Source organism: Streptomyces sp. NPDC048718, from assembly GCF_043198875.1.
In the GTDB taxonomy this organism is placed as follows: domain Bacteria; phylum Actinomycetota; class Actinomycetes; order Streptomycetales; family Streptomycetaceae; genus Streptomyces.
The window spans coordinates 130750-149015 of the sequence record NZ_JBICVG010000018.1; the positions used below are offsets into that span (position 1 = coordinate 130750).

The following is an 18266-nucleotide window of genomic DNA, read 5'->3' on the forward strand; positions in this document are numbered from 1 at the left end:
ACGGAGACACGGCGGCACCCGCGGCCAACCCCACTCGTGCGGCCCAATCTCCTCGCGGCAGGGGCACGCTCCGGAGAAGTGGCATCACGTGCACCCGGCTTCCGGCGGGAACGACGGCGGCGGACGGCAGTGAACGAGGGGACGACGCGGGATGACGAGGGGCGACGAGGGGCGGCGGCGCGCGTAACCCGCCCGCCGCTCACCGATCACCGCCCACCGCGCACCCCACCGCCGCACGCGCGCTCGCGGAGGCCGCAGCCCGGCCCGCGGCACCCTGCGGGCCCACGCGGAAGTGAGGGCGAGCATGTCCGTTCAGGACGATCTGGCGGCCGTGAAGCGCTGCCTTGAGGACTTGGTCCGCACTGTCGGACAGCTGGAACGAAGCCTCTCCGAGGAGCGGCCGGGCGGACCCGTGACCCCCGTCGAGGGCCGCGCCGAGAGCATCGTGACCATCCCCGACACCCCGTACGACCGCACGATGTGGGCCGACTCGGCCTCCGACGACGAGGGGCTGGGCATGCGCGACCGCCACGCGCCGTAGCGGCCGGCATCTGTCGTACCCCGTCGCACCCCGTCGCACCCCGTCGGGAGGGCGAGGCGCGGGAACGCGGCGGCCTCCGGGGATCACCCCTCGGCGATCACCTCGGTGTCAGTGCTCCGTTCCAGTCCTTCCGGTACGCCGTCCAGTCCCCCTCCTCCGCGGCGAAGTCGACATAGAGCGCGAGGCCGAAGCGCTCGCGGTGCGGGTCCGTACGGCTCAGACCGAGGCGTATACCCCGGACGGCGGCGGAGACCGTCTCGGCCGACGCGTGGTGCCCCATGCCGTTGTCGTGGAAGAAGGGCACGCCCATGAGGAGATCGGTGCTCTCGGGCGTCACCTCCAGGGCGAGTGCGGTCTGCTGGGCGACATAGCCGCCGAACAGGCCCTCCAGTGGCATCCAGGTGTCGTACGACATCACCGCGATCTGGTCGACCCGCCGGGCGACCTGCCCGAAGAACTCCTGCGACCACCACTTCTGGCGGCCTCCGCTCACCACACCGGCGACCCGGTGGGCGGCCGGCAGCGGGTCTATCTGGTGTGCGGCGATCGACAGCAGGGCGTGCCGCGCGCGGGTGAGCCGGCGCAGTTCGTCGAGGAGGGACAGATAGTCCCGGTCGCCGGAGTGCAGCGGCTCGAAGTCGAAATGGACGCCGTCGAAGCCGGTGTCGAGGATCTGCCGGGCGGATCCCGTCACCGCGGTCCGGGTCGCGGCGTCCTCCATGCGCAGCCCGGTCGGGCCTTCGGACGCGAGCACGTCGCCCAGCCAGGCGTGCACCCGGATCCCGGGCATCGTGCGGTGGACGGCGTCGGTCAGCCACCGCGCCCGCGGGTGACGGTCGGCGGGCAGGGTGCCGTCGTGCTCCAGCGGTCCGGCGTGGACGTAGAGATCGCGTATGCCCGTGCCCTTGATCCGCGCGGCGAAGGCGGCGAGGTCGGCGTCGCTCTTGCGGCCGTCGACCCAGGCGTGCCCGAGCCAGATGACGTCCTTGCCACGGCTCGTGGTGCCGGCCGCCGGTTCCCCTGTGTAGTTGAGCCGCAGCGCCGTACCCGCGACCAGTACCGGTACAAGAAGCACCAGGACGAATCCCAGCACCCACCAGCGCCCCCGCCGCCACCCGCGCCGCCACCGTCCCTGGCGTCGCTGCTGTCGTTCGCTCACCCTGGCCCCCCGGAGTCGTCGGTTCACCCGTTGCTCACTGCCCTCACGGTAGCGTCAGTCACCGACAGTGACGCAGGCCTGTGGAAAATGGTTTCGGCAAGGCCTTCGGAGGGGCCGAACGGCCCGGTCGCGGACCTCCCACCCCGGACATAGCCTCCTTTTTGTGACGCGAAGAGCCAGCGTGGCCCTGCTCTCGGCACTGGTGACGGTGTGCTGGCCGCTCATGCCCGCCGCCTCCGCCGGGCCCGGCCCCCACGCCGCCTCGCCCGCCTCGCCCGCCTCCACCACCATGCCCGCCACCCCACCCACCGCGCCGATCACCCGCGTCCCGCCGGTCGTGCCGTTCGCCGTACCGGCCGCCGCCCACTCCTCGGGCGGCGATCTGATCCTGCCCGTGGCCCTGGTCGGCGTGGTGGGCGTCGTGACCACGTACGGCTACACCAAGCGCCGGCGCCGCACCGCGACCCGTACCACCCCCGGCGGCAAGGGCTGGGGCGCCGCCGCCGGGGGCGCGGGCTGGGGCACTCCCCGGGAACCGCCGGCCGCCCCGCTCGACACGCTCGGCCACCGCACCCGGCGGGCTCTCATCGCCGCCGACGACGCCGTCCGCACCAGCCGGGAGGAACTGGACGCCGTCACCGCCCGGTGCGGCGCCGCGGCCCTGGAACCCTTCGCCGAGGCCGTGGTGTTCGCGCGGGACGAGGTCGCTGCCGCGTTCGGGCTGCGGCAACAGCTCGACGACGACGTACCCGAGGACGACGCGAGCCGCCGCGCCCTCCTCGACGAGATCCTGCGCCGCTGCACGGCCGCCGGAGCCCGTCTCGACGCCCAGGCGACCGCCTTCGACCGGCTGCGCGACCGGGAGCGCACCGCCCCCGGGGCGCTGGCGGACGCCGAGCGCGCGTTCCGCGCCCGGACCGGCCCGGTGGCCTCGGCGCAGACGGCGCTGGCCGCGCTGCGCGCGCGGTACCCCGCGTCCGCCGCGGCTCCGGTCTGCGACCACGTCGAGCAGGCCAAGGACCGGCTGGTGTTCGCCACGCTCACCGTCAATCAGGCCCACCAGTGCCTGGACGAGGGCGATCCGGCCTCCGCCGCCGGGTACGTCCGGGCCGCCGAGTCCGCCGTCGGCCAGACGGCCCTGCTGACCGAGGCGGTGGAGCGGCGGGCCGCCGAACTCGCGGCGGCCGAAGCCGAGCTGCCCGGCGCGCTCACCGCATCCGAGGCCGCCCTGGCCGAGGCCGGTCCGCTGCTCCGGGAGCCGCCGGACGGCGGGCCCTCGGCCGACCCCCGGGGCCGGGTCCGGCGCGCCGCCGCCGCGCTCGCGGAGGTACGGACGGAGGTGGCCTCCGGCCGGTACGACCCGCTGGACGCGCTGCGCCTGGTCGTGGCCGCGGGCGCCGCCCTCGACCAGGCCCCCGGCACCGCCCCGCGCGCCCACGCGCTGCTCGGCCCGGCGACCCTGACCGCCCGCGCCGCACTCGGCGCGGCCGACAGCTACGTGACCGCCCACCGGGGCGCGGCCGGCGCCGAGGCCCGCACCCGCCTGGCCGAGGCCCGCCGCCGGCTCGACCTGTCCGGACAGCTCGCCGCCACCGCACCCCAGTCCGCACTCATCGAGGCCCAGCAGGCGGAACGGTTCGCCAGGCTCGCGCGGGATCTCGCCGAACAGGACGTACGGCGGTACGGAAACCCCGCCGGCCTGGGCGGCACGGCGGGCAGTCCCGCCGGAATCGGCCGCGCGGGCCTCGGCGGAGCCGTACTCGGCGGCATCGTCCTCCCCGGCTCCAAGGACGGCATCGGAGACGACACCGGCCCGGTCGTCGTGGCCTACGGCGGCGAGACCACGCGCCGCCGCCTGGGGCCGCTGAGCCGGAGCTGACCCCGTACGCCACGCCCGGCAGACCCGGCAGACCTCGGCGGCAATCGGCGGTACAGCGATCAGTAACGGGCCACGATCCCGTGTGCGTACTCATGCTCTGGGGCGACGTCCCGCACCACTCGACGGGCCTCCTCGACCCGCCGCGACACGCACAGCAGCCGGAGAACGACGTACAACGCGTCACGGTCGCCGTCCTCGGCGCGCGTGCGCAGCTCCGTCTCCCTCCCCCGCTCGCTCAGCGCTCTGTTCAGTTTCCGACGCGCGTGGACACACGTCGGAGCGCGTTCCGCGAGTTCCGGGAGCCGTCCCGCCTGGGCGAGCAAGTGCATATGCCAGAAATGACTGTCGTGCCAGGCCTCATCACCGGAGTGGCGCGCGGCATGGGCGCTCACCACCGCGATGGCCGTGTCCCAGTCCTGGCGTCGTTCCGCTTCCTGGGCCTGTTCGAACCACTCCACGCGCGAAGCCTCCCCCGTGCCTCCTGCCGTCCGTCAGAACACTCAGAACATGCTGAGCAGCTGGTCGACCGTCGGCTCCGCCGCCCCCTCCCCGCCCGGCAGCGCCAGCTCGAACCACACCGTCTTGCCGTGCGGCGTACGGCGCGCCCCCCACCCCGCGCTGAGCAGACCGACGAGCTGGAGCCCTCGGCCGCCCTCGTCGGTGTCCTTGGCGCGCCGGCGCCGGGGCTGGACCAGACCCGCGTCCCACACCTCGCAGACCAGGGTGCGTTCGCGCAGCAGCCGCAGCCGGATCTCGCCCTCGCCGTAGCGCAGAGCGTTGGTGACGAGTTCGCTGACGAGCAGTTCGACGGTGTCCACCAACGGTTCCAGCTCCCAGGCGGTGAGCTGGGCCCGGGCCAGTTCGCGGGCGCGGCCGACCGAACGGGGTTCGCGGGGCAGCCGCCAGTCCCCCACGGCGTCGCCGGGCAGGCCCTGGATCCTCGCCATGAGCAGGGCGATGTCGTCCTCGCCGTGCCCGGTGTCGAGGGTGGTCAGGACGTGGTCGCAGACGTCCTCCAGCGGCTGGTCCGGGCCGGTCAGCGCGGTGCGGAAGGCCTTCAGGCCCTCGTCCAGCGGATGGTCGCGGGATTCGACGAGCCCGTCGGTGTAGAGGGCGAGCAGCGCACCCTCGGGCAGTTCGACGGTGACCTCCTCGAACGGCTCGCCGCCGACGCCGAGCGGCATCCCCGGCGGTACGTCGAGCAGCCGGGCCGCCCGGCCGGGTTCGACCAGCGCGGGCGGCAGATGGCCCGCGTTGGCGAACGTACAGCGGCGGGTGACCGGGTCGTAGACGGCGTAGACGCAGGTCGCGAGGTAGACCTCGGACAGTTCGGGGCCGCGGCTCTTGTGCGCGCGGGCGGACTGCTGGGCGCCGCCCGGGGCGCCGAGGCCGCGGGCGATCTCGTCGAGGTGGGACAGCACCTCGGCGGGTTCGAGGTCGAGCTGGGCGAGGGTGCGTACGGCCGTGCGCAGCTCGCCCATGGCGACGGCGGCGCGCAGCCCGCGGCCCATGACGTCGCCGATGACCAGGGCGGTGCGGTGGCCGGGGAGTTCGATGACGTCGAACCAGTCGCCGCCGACCTCGGAGCCGACCGTGCCGGGCAGATAGCGGCAGGCGATGTCGAGCCCGGCGGCCTCCGGGTCGCCGGGCGGCAGCAGGCTGCGCTGGAGGATGAGGGCGCGCTCGTGCTCGCGCCGGTAGAGGCGGGCGTTGTCGATGCAGACGGCGGCGCGGGCGGCGAGTTCGACGGCGAGGGCGCGGTCGCGTTCGCCGAAGGGCTCGCTGCCCATGGCACGGGAGAACTGGGCGAGTCCGACGGTGGTGTCGTGGGCGACCATCGGGACGACGAGGGTGGACTGGACGACGCTGCCGTCCGGGCCGGGGACGGTGTGCGGACGGCCGGTGCGCAGGGCTCCGGCGCAGGGCGAGTTGAAGGGGAAGCGGTGGACGGAGCCGACCTTGATGGGGGCGGGGTCGCCGCACGCGCCGCCCGCGAGGGGGGCGGGGGCCATCGCCCGGTCGGACGCGGCTTCGGGGGACGCGGGGCCGGGCGTGCCCGTGCCATGGGACGCCGTGCCGTGGGACATCTCGCCGGCGTTCCCGGCCTCGGCCGCCTCCCCGTCACGCGCCGGGGGTACGTCTAGGCCCACGGCCCCGGTGTGCCGTTGCCGCCCGAGCCGTACGGGAGTGTCGGGCACCGCGCTGGCGACGGCGACCCGGCGCACCTCGGCGCTGCCCGCCCCGTACCCGATGTCCTGGGAGCCGCCCCAGCGGCCGGGCGGGGCCTCGTCGCCGGTGAGCAGCCCCTGGTAGAGGTCGACGGCCGCGAAGTCGCAGAAGCCGGGGACGGCGACGTCCAGCAGCTCGCGGGCGGTGGCCTGGAGGTCGAGGGTGGTGCCGATACGGGCGCCGGCCTCGTTGAGCAGGGCGAGGTTGCGGCGGGCGCTGGCCGCCTCGCGGGCGGCGTTGTGGCGGCGGGTGACGTCGATGCCGAGACCGGCGACCCCGACGGGACGGCCGCTGCCGCTGTGCACCCGGTAGAGATTGATGGACCAGTGGCGCCGGTCCCTGGCGCCGGGGGCGGCGCCGACGATCTCCAGATCGGTGACGGCCTCGCCGGTCTCCAGGACCTTGCGCAGGGCGGCGGTCATCCGCTCGGCCTCGGCGTGGGGGAGATAGTCGTACGCGGTCCGGCCGCGGTGGTCGTCGGTGGTGCCGCCGAAGACGGTGGCGAAGCGGCGGTTGGTGCGCTTCACGGTGAGATCGGTGCCGAAGAGCAGGAAACCGAAGGGGGATTGGCCGAAAATAGCCTGCGAGGCGGCGAGGTCGGTCTCGATCCGGCGCAGGGCGCGGACATCGACCACGACGCACAGCGCGGCCCGCTGCCCGTTCCCGGTCTCGCTCGGCATCACGTACATCTCGGCGATGCCGTGCGGACGCTCCTCGCCCGGCTGGTGGAAGGGGACCAGGCCCGTCCACTCCCGGCCGTCCAGGATCTCCCGGACCCTGCGATGGCCGCGCTCGCGGAGGTGGGCGGGCATGAACACCTCGACCGGGTCCTTGCCCCGGGCCTCCTCGGCGCTTACTCCGAAGAGTTCGGCGGCGCGTCTGCTCCACTGGTCGACCAGCCCGTCGGGGCCGATCGAGAAGGAGGCGACCCGGATGTAGTCATAGATCGACCCGGGCGGGCTGCTCTGCCACACGACGCCACGCGTCGCCCCGTTCGCCGTCTCAGGTATCTCGCTCACGCGACCGTCCCCTCCAGCTCACCGCACCGGACCGGCCATGTGCGCAGTATTCAGCACGATGGCCCTGGTCGGCACGACGTTCACGATCACAGGGTGATCTCGTTCGTCTCCGGCCGAGGCCCGCTGATCGTCGTCCCACTCTTCTTACTCACCAGGGAGGGCGAGCTCGAACCACACCGTTTTACCGCTGCCGCCCACTCGGGTCCCCCAGCGGCGGGCGGAACGGGCGACGAGCTGAAGGCCCCGGCCGCCCTCGTCGTCGGGGCCGGCCAGGCGGGTGGTGGGCCATTCCGGGAGCGGATCGGAGACTTCCACACGGAGGGTGGGCACCTCCCCGGACCGGCCGCCGGACCCGTTCCCGTCGGGGTGACGGCGCACCAGACGGACACCGATGGGGCCGGAGGCGTAACGCAGCGAGTTGGTCACCAGCTCGCTGACGAGGAGGACGGTCACATCCCCGAACGCGCCCTCCAGCCGCCAGGTCCGCAGGGTGTCCCGGACCGCATGGCGGGCTGTGCGCACGGCATTGGCTTCGGCCGGGAAATGCCACTCGGCACAATCGCCTTCGGTGTCGATCACAAGACCCACGTCCTATTTCGGGCGGTTACTACCGACATACCCGAATCTGGATAGGGATATCGCGACGGCGCCGCCGGGCGGAACGTGGTGGTACGAACGGCGTACGGAGGACTGTGTACGAGGTGGACCGGGCGTACGGGACCGGCGCGAGGAGCGGACCGGCCCGCACCGGCGAGGCGCCCGACCGTCCGGACCGCCGGCCCTCGGGAGCCGGATCGATCTCACGGCCACATGCTCGTACGTCCGTACGCCGGTGCGCCGGCCCACCCGCGAGGACTACGCGGGCAGCAGCCGGGCCGCGGCCTCGGCGACGGCGGGGCGGTCCTGGTCGAGCCAGTCGACGGAGTCCAGTTCACCGCGGGTCAGCCAGCGCAGCTCGTCGTGCTCCTGCCGCGGCTCCGGCCTCCCGGAGCGCAGACCGACACCCCACACCCACAGGATGTAACCGGGCTTCAGCACCCACTCGCCGGGGATACGGTCACCGATCTCGGTCTCGACGCCCAGCTCTTCGCGCAGTTCCCGGACGAGTGCTTCCTCGGGGCTCTCCCCCGGTTCGAGTTTGCCGCCGGGCAGCTCCCAGCGGCCCGCGAGTTCGGCGGGGGTGCTGCGGCGCGCGGCGAGCAGCCGGCCCCCGTCGACAAGGGCTCCGGCGACGACCACGACGGGGTCGGTGCACTGATCTGTCATGGGGCGGAGCGTAACCCCCGGCGCGCCGGCCGGAGCCCGGGGATCCCGCGTCAGAGCGCGGGCTGACCGACGCGCTCGACCCAGTAGGTCTGCCGGTGCCCGCGGTCCTCGAAGCTGTCGGCGATCCGCTGCGCCTCGTCCTGGGTCGCGTACCGGCCGACGCGGTAGCGGCCGCCGTTGTCGTCCTGCCGGATGACCAGCCAGTTCAGATCGGAACCACTGTCAGTCATCGGACTTCCCCCTCCGCCGCTCCGGTCGCACGCCACGAGACCCCGGAAATCGCGATCCGCATATGCCCGAGCTTACGCCCGACCTTTACTCAGCGGATACGGGTTTTTACGAAGAGGAAAGTATCCGGCCAGTAACGACGCGGACACACCACTTCGGCGCGATCGTCCGGTGCCCGCCGCCGTGATCGCGGCGGCAGACACCGACCGGCCCTCCCCCCTCGGCGGCCGACGGCCGGCAGCAGACCGGTCAGCGCACCGGCAGGTGATACGCCAGCTTGTAGCGATCCGCCGGAACGACGATGTCGGCGGTCTCCACCGCGCGCCCGGAGGCGTAGTACGTCCGCTCGATCACCAGCACCACATGCCCCGGCACCCCGCCGAGGGTCAGCAGCTCCCCCGCGACGCCTGGCCGGGCCGAGATCTCCTCCACCACGTTGTCCACGACGATGTCGATCGCGGCCATCCGCTCGACGACCCCGCACCCGCCCAGCGGGCCCTCCTCGGGAAGCATCACCGGGGTCCGGCCGGTGACGGAGAGCGGCTCCCAGGAGGTGGAGATCATCATCGGCTCGCCCCCGTCCCGGTACACGTACCGGGTGCGCATCACCCGCTCCTCCACCTCGACGCCGAGCCGCTCCGCGATCTCGGCGCTCGCCGGCTCCTGCTCACTGCTCGACTCCCAGGTGCCGCGCACCCCGTCGGCCGCCTGCTCCTGCCGGAAGGAGCTCGCCCCGCTCGCCGGGCGGTACCCGGAACGGGCGATCGGGCGCGGCACGGGCCGTTCGCGCACGTAGGTCCCCGAGCCGGAGCGCCCCTCGACCAGCCCCTCGGCCATGAGGACCTTGCGCGCCTCCAGCGCGACGGTGTCCGACACCCCGTACTCCGCGCGGATACGAGCCTGCGAGGGAAGCCGGGCGTGCGGGGGAAGCGAACCGTTGGCGATCTTCTCCCGGAGATCGCTCGCCACGCGCAGATAAGCGGGCTGGTCACCGAACATCGCTGGACACTCCCCTCAGCTTGACTGTGAGCCACAGATTCGCAACCGAGGGTGCACAGCCGCAAGCATGGGCCAGAGTTTCACTCGAAGTGATGATTCGCCTTTACGCAGGCCCTTACCGCAGGTATAGCCACCGAACTCCCGTCGGAATTCCCCGAGCGATCAGACCTTCTCGCCGCCGCCGTCACCACCGTTGCCACTGCCGCTGCCGCTGCCGCTGCCGCCGTCGTCTTCACTGCCGTCGGCCGGCGGAACCGCGTGGAGCCGCAGCGCGGAACGCGAGGCCACCTCCTTCTCCCTCGCCAGCCCCTCGAACGCCGCGTCATATGCCTCCCAGAAGGCATCCGCGTCCTTCGCCGTCGCCAGCTGGTGCCAGCTCCGCGCCGCCTCGTCCAGGTCCTTCGTCAGCCGGGCGACCCGCGCGTCGGCGGGGTGCGTCCAGTCGTGCCCGCTCAGCTCGCTCGACGCCGTCGTGACCGCGCGGTGCACCGCCCGGGCCCACTTCCGGTTGGACCCCAGGTCCTCGTCCGCGTCCGCCTCCGGCTCCGTCATGAGGGCGTCGTCGATGGAGTTCATGGTGCGGAGGTAGTGCAGCTGCTCGGAGTCGAGCGTGGTCTCGTCCACGCGCACGGAAGCGGCGAAGAGGTCCTCGTCGGTGACGATCCCGCAGACCACCGTGCGGTCCCCGGCCTTCCAGCCCCGCTTCTCGGGCGCGAAGTAGTAGACGCCCGCGGACTCGGGAAGGGCCCAGGTGTCCATCGCGTACGCCTTGTTGAACCGGTCGCAGCGTTCCTCGGCGATCTCGTCGACGGCCTCGATGCCCGGCCACCCGGTGAAGCCCGTCACCTTGAAACGCCCCGTGACCTCACCCTCGTGCAGTCGGGTGCAGGCGATCTTCTCGACGTCGTCGACGGGCTCCTCCGACGTGAGGTCGATACGGAAGCAGTCGCCCTTCTTCAGCCCCAGGGACTCGGCCGAGGAACCGGCCTCCCGCACACCGTCCCTGACTCCCGACCAGAAGTCGGAGAACGCGCCCGTCACGAAACCCAGGCCCATCAGCAGGCTGGACACCGCGGACAGGACGATGCCGGTGACGGCGAGACCCTTGCCCCGCTGCTGCCTCTTCTTTATGCGGGGCAGGGCTATCAGGCCGAGGACCAGCCCGAGCGGCGGCAGACAGCACACGATGCCGCTCACGAGGGAGGCCACCGCGAGGCCGCTGGTGGCGGGCTGGGGAGCGGGCGGCATCCCGTACGGGACCGCGCCGGTCCCGTAGGGGCCGTAAGGGCCGGGCATGGGCGAGGTGTACGGGCCCGGCACCCCGTACGGGCCGGGCGGCGGGCTCCCGTAGGGGCCGGGCACGGGCGCCTGGCCGACGCCGGCCCCCGCACCCGCGTCGGCCCCGGCACCCGGCGCCGACCCCTTGGCCATGTCGGGAGCGGCCCAAGGCGAGGCGGCCTCGGTCGCGGACCCGGACACAGTCTCGGCCCCGGGCACAGCCTCGGAAGCGGATCCGTCCTGCCCCGGCTCCTGGGGCGGCTGCGGGGTCGGGGAATCCTGCGGCGGCGGGGCGGGGTCCACGAGTACGGTGCTCCTCATCGGGACGGGAATTAAATTCGAACGGGCGCGCGCATCCTACGTGTTTCGGGGCCAAGGGGGCGATCTTGCGAGCCTCACCGGCCCCGACGCACGCGGAAGAGGGGGGGGGGGGGGGCCCGGCCCCCCCCCCCCCCCCCCCCCCCCCCCCCCCCCCCCCCCCGCGCACACCCCCCCCCCCCCCCCCCCCCCCTCCTCACTCCCGCTCCGCGCGCGCCCGCGTCAGATCAGAACTGCAGCGCCCAGGAGTTGATCCGGCCGGTGTCGTACGTGTAGTTGTCCGTGACCCGCAGCTTCCACGTGCCGTTCGCGACCTCCGAGGAGGCGTTGACGGTGTACGTGGTGTTGATGTCGTCGGCGCTGCCGCCGGTGCCGAACGCCTTCAGCGTGTAGGCCGAGCCGTCGGGGGCGATCAGCTGGACCTGGAGGTCACCGATGTAGGTGTGGCTGATGTTCACCGGGACCTGGAGGGTGGCCGGGGCGTTGCCGGTGACACCGGTGACGGTGATCGGGGACTCGACGGTCGCGTTGTCGTTGATCGTGTACGCCGTGTTGTTCTCGAAGCGCTTGCCGGTGGGCGGGGTGGTGTCGCCGCTGCCCACGTACAGCAGCCGGTTCGGGGAGCCGGTGCCGGGGCTGGTCACCACGTTCGGGGTGGCGGCGGTGGTCAGGGCCGCCTCGACCTGGGCCGGGGTCGCGGTCGGGTGGTCCGCCAGGTAGAGCGCCGCGGCACCCACGACGTGCGGGGTGGCCATCGACGTGCCCGAGATGGTGTTGGTGGCCGTGTCGCTGGTGTTCCAGGACGAGGTAATGGACGAGCCGGGCGCGAACAGGTCGAGCCCCGCGCCGTAGTTGGAGTAGCTGGCCTTGGCGTCGGTGGACGTCGTCGCGCCGACCGTGATGGCCTCGGCGACACGGGCCGGCGAGTGGTTGGCCGCGTTGTCGGTCTCGTTGCCGGCGGCGACGGCGTACGTGACCCCGGAGGCGATCGAGCGGCGCACCGCGTCGTCGAGGACGGTGTCGACCCCGCCGCCGAGGCTCATGTTGGCGACGGCCGGCTTCACGGCGTTCGCGGTCACCCAGTCGATGCCGGCGACGACCTGATCGGTGGTGCCGGAACCGGAGTTGTCGAGGACGCGGACACCGACGATCTTCGCCTTCTTGGCGACGCCGTACGAGTTGCCCGCGACGGTGCCGGCGACGTGGGTGCCGTGACCGTGGCCGTCCTGGGCGGTGTTGTCGTTGTCGATGGCGTCGTAGCCGTAGGAGGCGCGGCCGCCGAGGTCACCGTGGGTGATGCGGACACCGGTGTCGATGATGTACGCGGTGACGCCCTGGCCGGCGGTGTCCGGGTACGTGTAGCTCTGGTTGAGCGGCAGCGCCTTCTGGTCGATCCGGTCGAGGCCCCAGGACGGCGGGGAGGGCTGGGCGCCGTCGATCGTGAAGCGGCGGTTCTGGCTGACGGAGGCCACGGCCGGGTCGGCGGCGAGCTTCCTGGCCTGTGCCTCGGAGAGTTCGACCGCGTAGCCGTTGAGCGCGGCGTGGTACGTCCGCTTGATCTTGGCGCCGAACTTCGTCGCGACGGCCCGGCCCTGCGGCGAGTCCGCGCGGGCGGCGGAGTCGCGCAGGGTGACGATGTAGCTGCCGGGGACGGTCCCTTCCGCACCGGCGTTCAGGACGACACCTTCGGCGGGGCCCTGGGCGGCGGCGGCCGGGAGGCCGGAGAGGGAGCCGACGGCGAGGGCGGCGACGGCCGCGGCGCCGACAGCGGCGAGCCTGCGGCGCGAGTCACGCATCACGGACATGTGAGGGGTCCTCCTCATAGGTGGTGCGCTGCGGTGGGGGTGCGGCACCGGAAAACGCGGAGCGGTGCCTGGTTCGACGAACGACAACAATCACCATGGACATGACAAGCACGCACGGGGGGATCCGCGCCGCTCATCACGTCCGGGTACGTAGCGAAAGATTGACCGACTCGTAGGAATCGCACAAGAGTCCCGAGCGTCGCGCCACACGGCCGACACACGGCTGACAGACTTGCGGCCATGACGGCCTACGTGTGCCCCCGCTGCCGGGCCCATGCCCCCGCGTCCGCTCTCACCTGGTGCTGCCCGCGCTGCCGGGGCCCCTGGGACCTCGACTTCGCCGCTGCCCCCGTGGACCCGAAGTCCCTTCCGTCCCGCGTGAATTCACTGTGGCGTTACGCGGAAGCTCTTCCGCTCGCCACCGAGATCCCGCACATCAGCCTCGGCGAGGGACGCACGCCCCTGGTCCCGCTGACCGACACGGTGTCCGCCAAACTCGACTTCCTGTCACCGACGTTGTCGTTCAAGGACCGCGGCGCGGTGATGCTCGCCGAGCTGGCCCGCCGCCTCGGCCCCGACACGGTCATCGCCGACAGCAGCGGCAACGCCGGTACGGCCGTGGCCGCTTACTGCGCCCGCGCCGGTCTCGACTGTTCCGTGTACGTCCCCGAGGGCACGTCGCCGAAGAAGCTGGAGCAGATCCGCGCGCACGGCGCCCGTGTGGTGATCGTCCCCGGGGACCGCGAGGCGACGGCCCGCGCGGCCCGTCTGGCCGCCGACGAGCCGGGGGTGTTCTACGCCTCGCACGTGTACAACCCGCACTTCCTGCACGGTACGAAGACGTACGCGTACGAGCTGTGGGAGGACCTCGGCGGCCGGCTCCCGGACACCGTGGTCGTCCCCGTCGGCAACGGAACCCTGCTGCTGGGCGTGGCCCTCGCGATCGAGGAACTGTACGGCCACGGGCTCGTCGACCGCCGCCCCGCGCTCGTCGCGGTCCAGGCCGAGGCTGTCTCGCCGCTCGCCGCCGCCTTCCACGCGGGCGCGGACGACCTGCCCGAACCAGCCGCCGTCCGGCCCACCCTGGCCGAGGGCATCGCCATCCCGAACCCGCCGCGCGCCGCGCAGATCCTGCGCGCGGTCCGCGCCACCGGCGGCACCTTCCTCACCGTGACGGAGGAGCAACTTCGTTCGGCTCAGCTCGACTTGGCGCGACGCGGACTGTACGTGGAACCGACCGGCGTCGCCTGCTGGGCCGCCGTCCGCGCCACCCCACCGCGCCCCGGCACCACCGTCGTACCGCTGTGCGGGGCGGGCGCGAAGACGGGCCTCGCGGCCCCGCCGGAGGAAGGGCCTCAGCCGGTCCGGTAGGTGTCGTGCGCCTCGTGCCGGACGAGCGCGGCCCGCTCCTCCTCGAAGCACTCCTCGAAGCACTCCTCGAAGCACTCCTCGAAGCACTCCTCGCGGGACGCGCCGAGCGCGAACCGCGAGAGTACGGAGGCGGATTCACCGAGGAAACGTCAGGCGCGAACGTCAGGCCCCTTGTTCATACGCGATCCGAGGCTTGGTCGTCGCCATCCACTCCGAGCCCAGCCATCCGGCCGCGAGGAGGGTCGCCGCCAGCGCCAGGGCGAGCAGCGCGGGCCGCCTGCGGCGCAGCAGCGCCCAGACGGCGAGCGCGAGGGCGGGCGTGGCGACCAGCAGCACCGGCAACTGCACCCACAGCACGCTGAGGTTGCGCCCCTCCCCCTCGAAGTCCCCGGCCAGAGCGGGACCCGCACCCATCCCCCAGACCAGGAATCCGGTCAGGAAGCCGCCCAGAAGAGCAAGACAGCCGATTCCGTCCTTCATGGCCAGGAGGACGAGCAAGGAGCCGCCCGGGTTCCGGGCTTCCGGATTTCCCGCTTCCGGGCCCGCGGGCCGCCGGGCCGAGGCCGGGAAACGGAACCGGAGTTCGTCGTCCCGGAGCCGGCCGCGTCAGTACCCGCCGGATCGGAGCTCGTCGGATCGAAACCCGCCGGCTCAGAACTCGTCGGCGCCGTTGCGCAGCTCGTACGTCCAGTAGCCCGTCTTGGCGACGGCCTCGTCCACGGCCAGACCGCCCGCCGGAGCCTTGACGTCGACGCTGCCCTCGGTGGGCGCGCCACCGGTGAAGAAGTTGACGCTGAAGGAGGTGACGACCTTGTTGTCCTCGTGGACACCACCGTTGGCGATGCGCACATTCGCGTACGCGGGGGCACCCGCCGCCAGGACGACCGGGGCGGCCGGCTTGCTCTTGGCGACGGCCGGGATGTCCTTGGCGGTCTGGATCTGGCCGAACGCGAGCAGCGGGTAGCCCTCGAGACGGCAGGAGTGGCCGGAGATGTTCTTCGCGGTGAGCGTGATGTGCTCGGTCGGGACCTCGTCGGCCTTTTCCGCGGTGACCTTCACGTCCTTGAACGTGCAGCTCGGGGTGGAGCCCGAAGCCTTGGCGGCGGCCGGGGCCGCGGCCTTGCCGGAGGAAGCCGAACCGCCGGTGCCCGAACCGCTGCTCTTCGAGCCGCCGGAGGTGGAGGCGGTGGTGGCCTCGGTGGTCGTGCCGGACGTGTCCGTCGCGGTGGAGTCCTGCGAGCCGTTCGCGGCCGCGGCGCCGGCGGACGCGGAAGCCGAAGCGGGGGCGGAGGCGGCCCCGGCGCCCTCGTCCCGGCCCTTGTCGTCCCCGCCGCCACAGGCGGTGAGGCCCAGCGACAGGGCGGCGACGGCAGCGACGGCCAGGACGGTGTTCTTGGAGTTCTTACGGTGGTTACGCATGGTCCTTCTTCCCCCGGTTCAGTTCGGACGGCCCCGCACTCGGTGCCACCTCTACTGTCGCGCCCGCCCTTGCCGTCCGGCTTGCGTACCGCTAACGCCCTCTTGCCGCCCGCTCACCTGCGACTTCGCCGCCCACCCGGCACCCTCACGCCATCCTCACGCGCCCGGACGGCCGGAGTCCGGTCACCCCGGGTCAGGGCCGGGGATCGGACCTGTCGGGTCAGGGCCGGTCGGGCACAGGCCGGCCCCCGCTCGTATCTCCGGCCCCGAGACGCGCCTGCTCCTCCTCGACGATCCGGCGGGCCAGCTCGGTGTCCGACACGTCGACGGCGTCGGGATCCGCCTCGGCCACGGCACTGCGCCGGGCATACGCGTCGAAGAGACGGCTCTTCTCCTCCAGCATCGCGACCAGCCGCTCGTCCACGCCCCCGGTGGTCAGCAGCCGGTGCACGCGTACCGGCCTGACCTGGCCCATCCGATGGGCCCGCGCCACCGCCTGGTGCTCGATGGTCGGCTTGATCTGCGGCTCGCAGAGCACGACGACGGAGGCGGCCTGCATATTGAGCCCGACACCGGCCGCCTGGATCTGGGCCAGGAGCACCGCGGGCCCCGGCACGGCGGCGAACTCGTCGACGATCCCCTGCCGCCGCGCGGCCGGAACCGAGCCGTCGAGCGGACCGCACACCGTCGCCCCGCCGCCGGCGAGTTCTGCGGCGAGCGCGTCCTTCACCACGCTGAGCACGTCCTTGAAGTACGAGAAGACCACCGTCTTCTGCCCGTTCTCACCGGCTTCCCGGACGATCTCGCGCAGCCGCTCCAGCTTGGCGGAGTTCGCGGGACGCGCGTAGGCGGCCCGGCGCATCGCCATGAAGTTGCCGGCGTGCACGGCCTCCCGGTACGCCGCGTCGTCCGACGCGCTCGGCTGCTCCCACTCGTCGGTCCGCTGGAGGCTCGGGAGTTCGGTCAGCACGTCCTCCTGATTGCGCCGGAGGTACACGGGCGCGACGGCTTTGCGGAAGGCGACCGAGCCGACCGGTCCGCCCTGCCCGCCGAGGGCGTCCGCGACGCCGGCGTCGAGCATCCGGACCAGATTGCGGAACTCCCCGACCCGGTTCTCCATCGGCGTCCCGGTCATGAACAGGGCGCGTTCACAGCGCTCCGCCCACAGCGCGACCGCCTGCGACCGCTTGGCCTGCGGGTTCTTCACCGCGTGCGCCTCGTCGACGACGAGCAGCCCGACCTCCCCGCCGCCCGGCGCCGGAAACCCGCGCAGCGCCTCGTACGTGGTCACCCCGACCCCGCCCCGGCCCTTCCAGTCCGCGAACGCCTCGTGCCGGTCGGGCCCGTGGAGCACCACGGCCCGCAGCGCGCTGCGGGCCTCGATCTCCCGGGTCCAGTTCACGAGGACGCTCGCCGGACACACCACGACGAAGTGGCTCTGCCCCTCGGCGGCCAGGTGCGCGAGGACGGCGATCGCCTGGATCGTCTTCCCGAGCCCCATCTCGTCGCCGAGGACCACCTTGCGCTGGGCGAGGGCGAAGCGGGCGCCGAACGCCTGATAGCCGCGCAGCGAGACCCGCCGGTACGTGTCGTCGAGCTGCTGGGCGCGGACCCGCTCGGCGATGCCCTCCGGCAGGAACCCCTCGGCGGCGGCCGCGTCGGGCAGCCGGCCGGAGATCTCGGCCAGCAGGCTGTAGTACTCGGCGGAGCGCAGCTCGAAGTCGACCCAGGCCGCCACCTCGGACGACGGTCCGCGCAGCAGGTCCACCGAGGCCTGCGCGAACAGCTCGGGCAGGCCCTCCCGCGCCGCCTCCTCCGTCAGCTCACGGACCTCGGCGACCGCCGCCAGGGCCCGCGCCCGCTTCTCCTGACCGGCCAGCAGCATCCGAAACCGCCCCACTGCGGGCTTCGCGCCGGCGAGCGGCGGACCGATCCGCTCGGCCAGCGCCGCCGCGCGGTCCACCGCGCGCCGGGCGCCGGGACCGGCCTCCACCAGGACGTGCAGGGCGGTCACGAGCGCGGTGGTGTCCGGCTCGGGCCGGTCGACGTCGATGCGCACGGCGACCGTCTCGTGCACGGCCTCGGCCAGCCGGCGCGCGGCGGCCAGCGCCTGATCGGCCGTACGCTGCCCGACCCCGGGTATCTGCCGCAGCCGATAGGCCCCCGCGTCGAGCACCCGCCCGACCGTGCCAAAACCGTTCTTCTCTACGTTCCCCAGCCGCAGTCGCCCCTCGGTGACGTCCTGTAGCCGGGAGACCGGCAGGGCGTCGAGCTCTCGCGCGACCGCCGCGTCGTGGAGCGGCTTCAGCGCGGCCCGTACGGCATCGACCGCCCGGGCGTGATCACCTGCCACGGCCCGCGCCGCCTCGTACAGCCGCACCCCGTCGGCGACGGTCTCCCGCTCCCCACGCCCCACGCGCCCGCCCCTCTCGTACCGTCCCCGCATCCTCCCATCGGCCACGACCGCTTCCACTACCGTGAACCCATGGCCGCATTGCCCGACTGGATGCATCCGCCCCGCGCGGAAGGCTGGTTCGCGGAGGACCTGGACCGCCTTCCCGAGGCACCCGACACACCGAGCTCCCATCGGGAGTCCTCGCGGTATCGGCCCGTAAACGCAGAAAAGCCCCGCACCATAAGGTGCGGGGCTTCCCCACAATGATTGTTCGGCGGTGTCCTACTCTCCCACAGGGTCCCCCCTGCAGTACCATCGGCGCTGAAAGGCTTAGCTTCCGGGTTCGGAATGTAACCGGGC

General features: G+C 73.0%; 15 protein-coding genes, 1 rRNA gene and 1 pseudogene. 4 read left to right on the forward strand and 13 right to left on the reverse strand.

The features are described 5' to 3' along the window. Positions 1-304: 304 nt before the first annotated feature. A complete protein-coding gene (locus tag ACGFRB_RS28825) occupies positions 305-541 on the forward strand; it encodes a hypothetical protein (protein ID WP_363001636.1) in 237 nt (78 codons plus the stop codon). A gap of 97 nt (positions 542-638) precedes the next feature. Here ACGFRB_RS28825 and ACGFRB_RS28830 read toward each other — a convergent pair whose 3' ends face one another. Next, complete coding sequence (locus tag ACGFRB_RS28830; protein WP_393247140.1) at positions 639-1700, reverse strand: hypothetical protein; 1062 nt, start codon at positions 1698-1700, stop codon at positions 639-641. 163 nt (positions 1701-1863) lie between these two features. On the opposite strand from ACGFRB_RS28830, the gene ACGFRB_RS28835 reads away from it, so the two are divergent. Next, positions 1864-3579 (forward strand): TPM domain-containing protein, encoded by a 1716-nt coding sequence (locus ACGFRB_RS28835; RefSeq protein ID WP_393247142.1) that lies wholly within the window; start codon positions 1864-1866, stop codon positions 3577-3579. A 59-nt stretch (positions 3580-3638) separates the two neighbouring features. On the opposite strand, the gene ACGFRB_RS28840 is transcribed toward ACGFRB_RS28835, so the two are convergent. From ACGFRB_RS28840 to ACGFRB_RS28875, 8 genes are all read right to left on the reverse strand, one after another. Then, positions 3639-4037 carry a hypothetical protein gene (locus tag ACGFRB_RS28840; RefSeq protein ID WP_393247144.1) on the reverse strand — a complete coding sequence of 133 codons (399 nt, stop codon included), beginning with the start codon at positions 4035-4037 and terminating at the stop codon, positions 3639-3641. 42 nt (positions 4038-4079) lie between these two features. Beyond that, positions 4080-6827, reverse strand: coding sequence for a SpoIIE family protein phosphatase (locus tag ACGFRB_RS28845; protein ID WP_393247146.1), 2748 nt, complete (start codon positions 6825-6827; stop codon positions 4080-4082). 144 nt (positions 6828-6971) lie between these two features. Continuing rightward, positions 6972-7406 (reverse strand): ATP-binding protein, encoded by a 435-nt coding sequence (locus tag ACGFRB_RS28850; RefSeq protein WP_361232349.1) that lies wholly within the window; start codon positions 7404-7406, stop codon positions 6972-6974. Between the two features lie 276 nt (positions 7407-7682). After that, positions 7683-8093, reverse strand: a complete 411-nt coding sequence (locus ACGFRB_RS28855) for a (deoxy)nucleoside triphosphate pyrophosphohydrolase (protein ID WP_393247148.1) — start codon at positions 8091-8093, stop codon at positions 7683-7685. Positions 8094-8143: 50 nt separating this feature from the next. After that, complete coding sequence (locus ACGFRB_RS28860; RefSeq protein WP_363001646.1) at positions 8144-8323, reverse strand: SPOR domain-containing protein; 180 nt, start codon at positions 8321-8323, stop codon at positions 8144-8146. 247 nt (positions 8324-8570) lie between these two features. Next, entirely contained in the window at positions 8571-9320 is a 750-nt protein-coding gene (locus tag ACGFRB_RS28865) for a GntR family transcriptional regulator (protein WP_363001648.1), read from the reverse strand. Positions 9321-9482: 162 nt separating this feature from the next. Continuing rightward, positions 9483-10751 carry a DUF4190 domain-containing protein gene (locus ACGFRB_RS28870; protein WP_393247150.1) on the reverse strand — a complete coding sequence of 423 codons (1269 nt, stop codon included), beginning with the start codon at positions 10749-10751 and terminating at the stop codon, positions 9483-9485. Between the two features lie 392 nt (positions 10752-11143). Then, the gene (locus ACGFRB_RS28875; protein WP_393247152.1) at positions 11144-12721 is read right to left on the reverse strand and encodes a S8 family serine peptidase; all 1578 of its coding nucleotides are present in this window, start codon (positions 12719-12721) and stop codon (positions 11144-11146) included. Positions 12722-12961: 240 nt separating this feature from the next. Between ACGFRB_RS28875 and ACGFRB_RS28880 the strand changes: the two genes are divergently transcribed. After that, on the forward strand, positions 12962-14092 hold the full coding sequence (locus ACGFRB_RS28880; protein WP_393247154.1) for a threonine synthase: 1131 nt from the start codon (positions 12962-12964) through the stop codon (positions 14090-14092). A 162-nt stretch (positions 14093-14254) separates the two neighbouring features. On the opposite strand, the gene ACGFRB_RS28885 is transcribed toward ACGFRB_RS28880, so the two are convergent. From ACGFRB_RS28885 to ACGFRB_RS28895, 3 genes are all read right to left on the reverse strand, one after another. Further along, positions 14255-14572, reverse strand: a complete 318-nt coding sequence (locus ACGFRB_RS28885) for a hypothetical protein (RefSeq protein WP_363001656.1) — start codon at positions 14570-14572, stop codon at positions 14255-14257. Between the two features lie 171 nt (positions 14573-14743). Continuing rightward, positions 14744-15511 carry a DUF4232 domain-containing protein gene (locus tag ACGFRB_RS28890; RefSeq protein WP_363001658.1) on the reverse strand — a complete coding sequence of 256 codons (768 nt, stop codon included), beginning with the start codon at positions 15509-15511 and terminating at the stop codon, positions 14744-14746. Positions 15512-15731: 220 nt separating this feature from the next. Beyond that, entirely contained in the window at positions 15732-17927 is a 2196-nt protein-coding gene (locus ACGFRB_RS28895; protein WP_393247156.1) for a DEAD/DEAH box helicase, read from the reverse strand. Between the two features lie 69 nt (positions 17928-17996). On the opposite strand from ACGFRB_RS28895, the pseudogene ACGFRB_RS28900 reads away from it, so the two are divergent. Next, positions 17997-18104 (forward strand): annotated as a pseudogene (locus ACGFRB_RS28900) (Uma2 family endonuclease); the annotation flags it as partial. A 71-nt stretch (positions 18105-18175) separates the two neighbouring features. On the opposite strand, the gene rrf reads toward ACGFRB_RS28900, so the two are convergent. Next, positions 18176-18266 (reverse strand): 5S ribosomal RNA (gene rrf, locus ACGFRB_RS28905); the annotation flags it as partial.

Excerpts from the sequence above, each read along its gene's own strand:
- ACGFRB_RS28860 (WP_363001646.1), bottom strand. The coding sequence starts at position 8,323 with ATGACTGACAGTGGTTCCGATCTGAACTGGCTGGTCATCCGGCAGGAC.
- ACGFRB_RS28890 (WP_363001658.1), bottom strand. The coding sequence starts at position 15,511 with ATGCGTAACCACCGTAAGAACTCCAAGAACACCGTCCTGGCCGTCGCT.
- ACGFRB_RS28875 (WP_393247152.1), bottom strand. The coding sequence starts at position 12,721 with ATGTCCGTGATGCGTGACTCGCGCCGCAGGCTCGCCGCTGTCGGCGCC.
- ACGFRB_RS28855 (WP_393247148.1), bottom strand. The coding sequence starts at position 8,093 with ATGACAGATCAGTGCACCGACCCCGTCGTGGTCGTCGCCGGAGCCCTT.
- ACGFRB_RS28870 (WP_393247150.1), bottom strand. The coding sequence starts at position 10,751 with ATGGCCAAGGGGTCGGCGCCGGGTGCCGGGGCCGACGCGGGTGCGGGG.
- ACGFRB_RS28825 (WP_363001636.1), top strand. The coding sequence starts at position 305 with ATGTCCGTTCAGGACGATCTGGCGGCCGTGAAGCGCTGCCTTGAGGAC.
- ACGFRB_RS28880 (WP_393247154.1), top strand. The coding sequence starts at position 12,962 with ATGACGGCCTACGTGTGCCCCCGCTGCCGGGCCCATGCCCCCGCGTCC.
- ACGFRB_RS28885 (WP_363001656.1), bottom strand. The coding sequence starts at position 14,572 with ATGAAGGACGGAATCGGCTGTCTTGCTCTTCTGGGCGGCTTCCTGACC.
- ACGFRB_RS28865 (WP_363001648.1), bottom strand. The coding sequence starts at position 9,320 with ATGTTCGGTGACCAGCCCGCTTATCTGCGCGTGGCGAGCGATCTCCGG.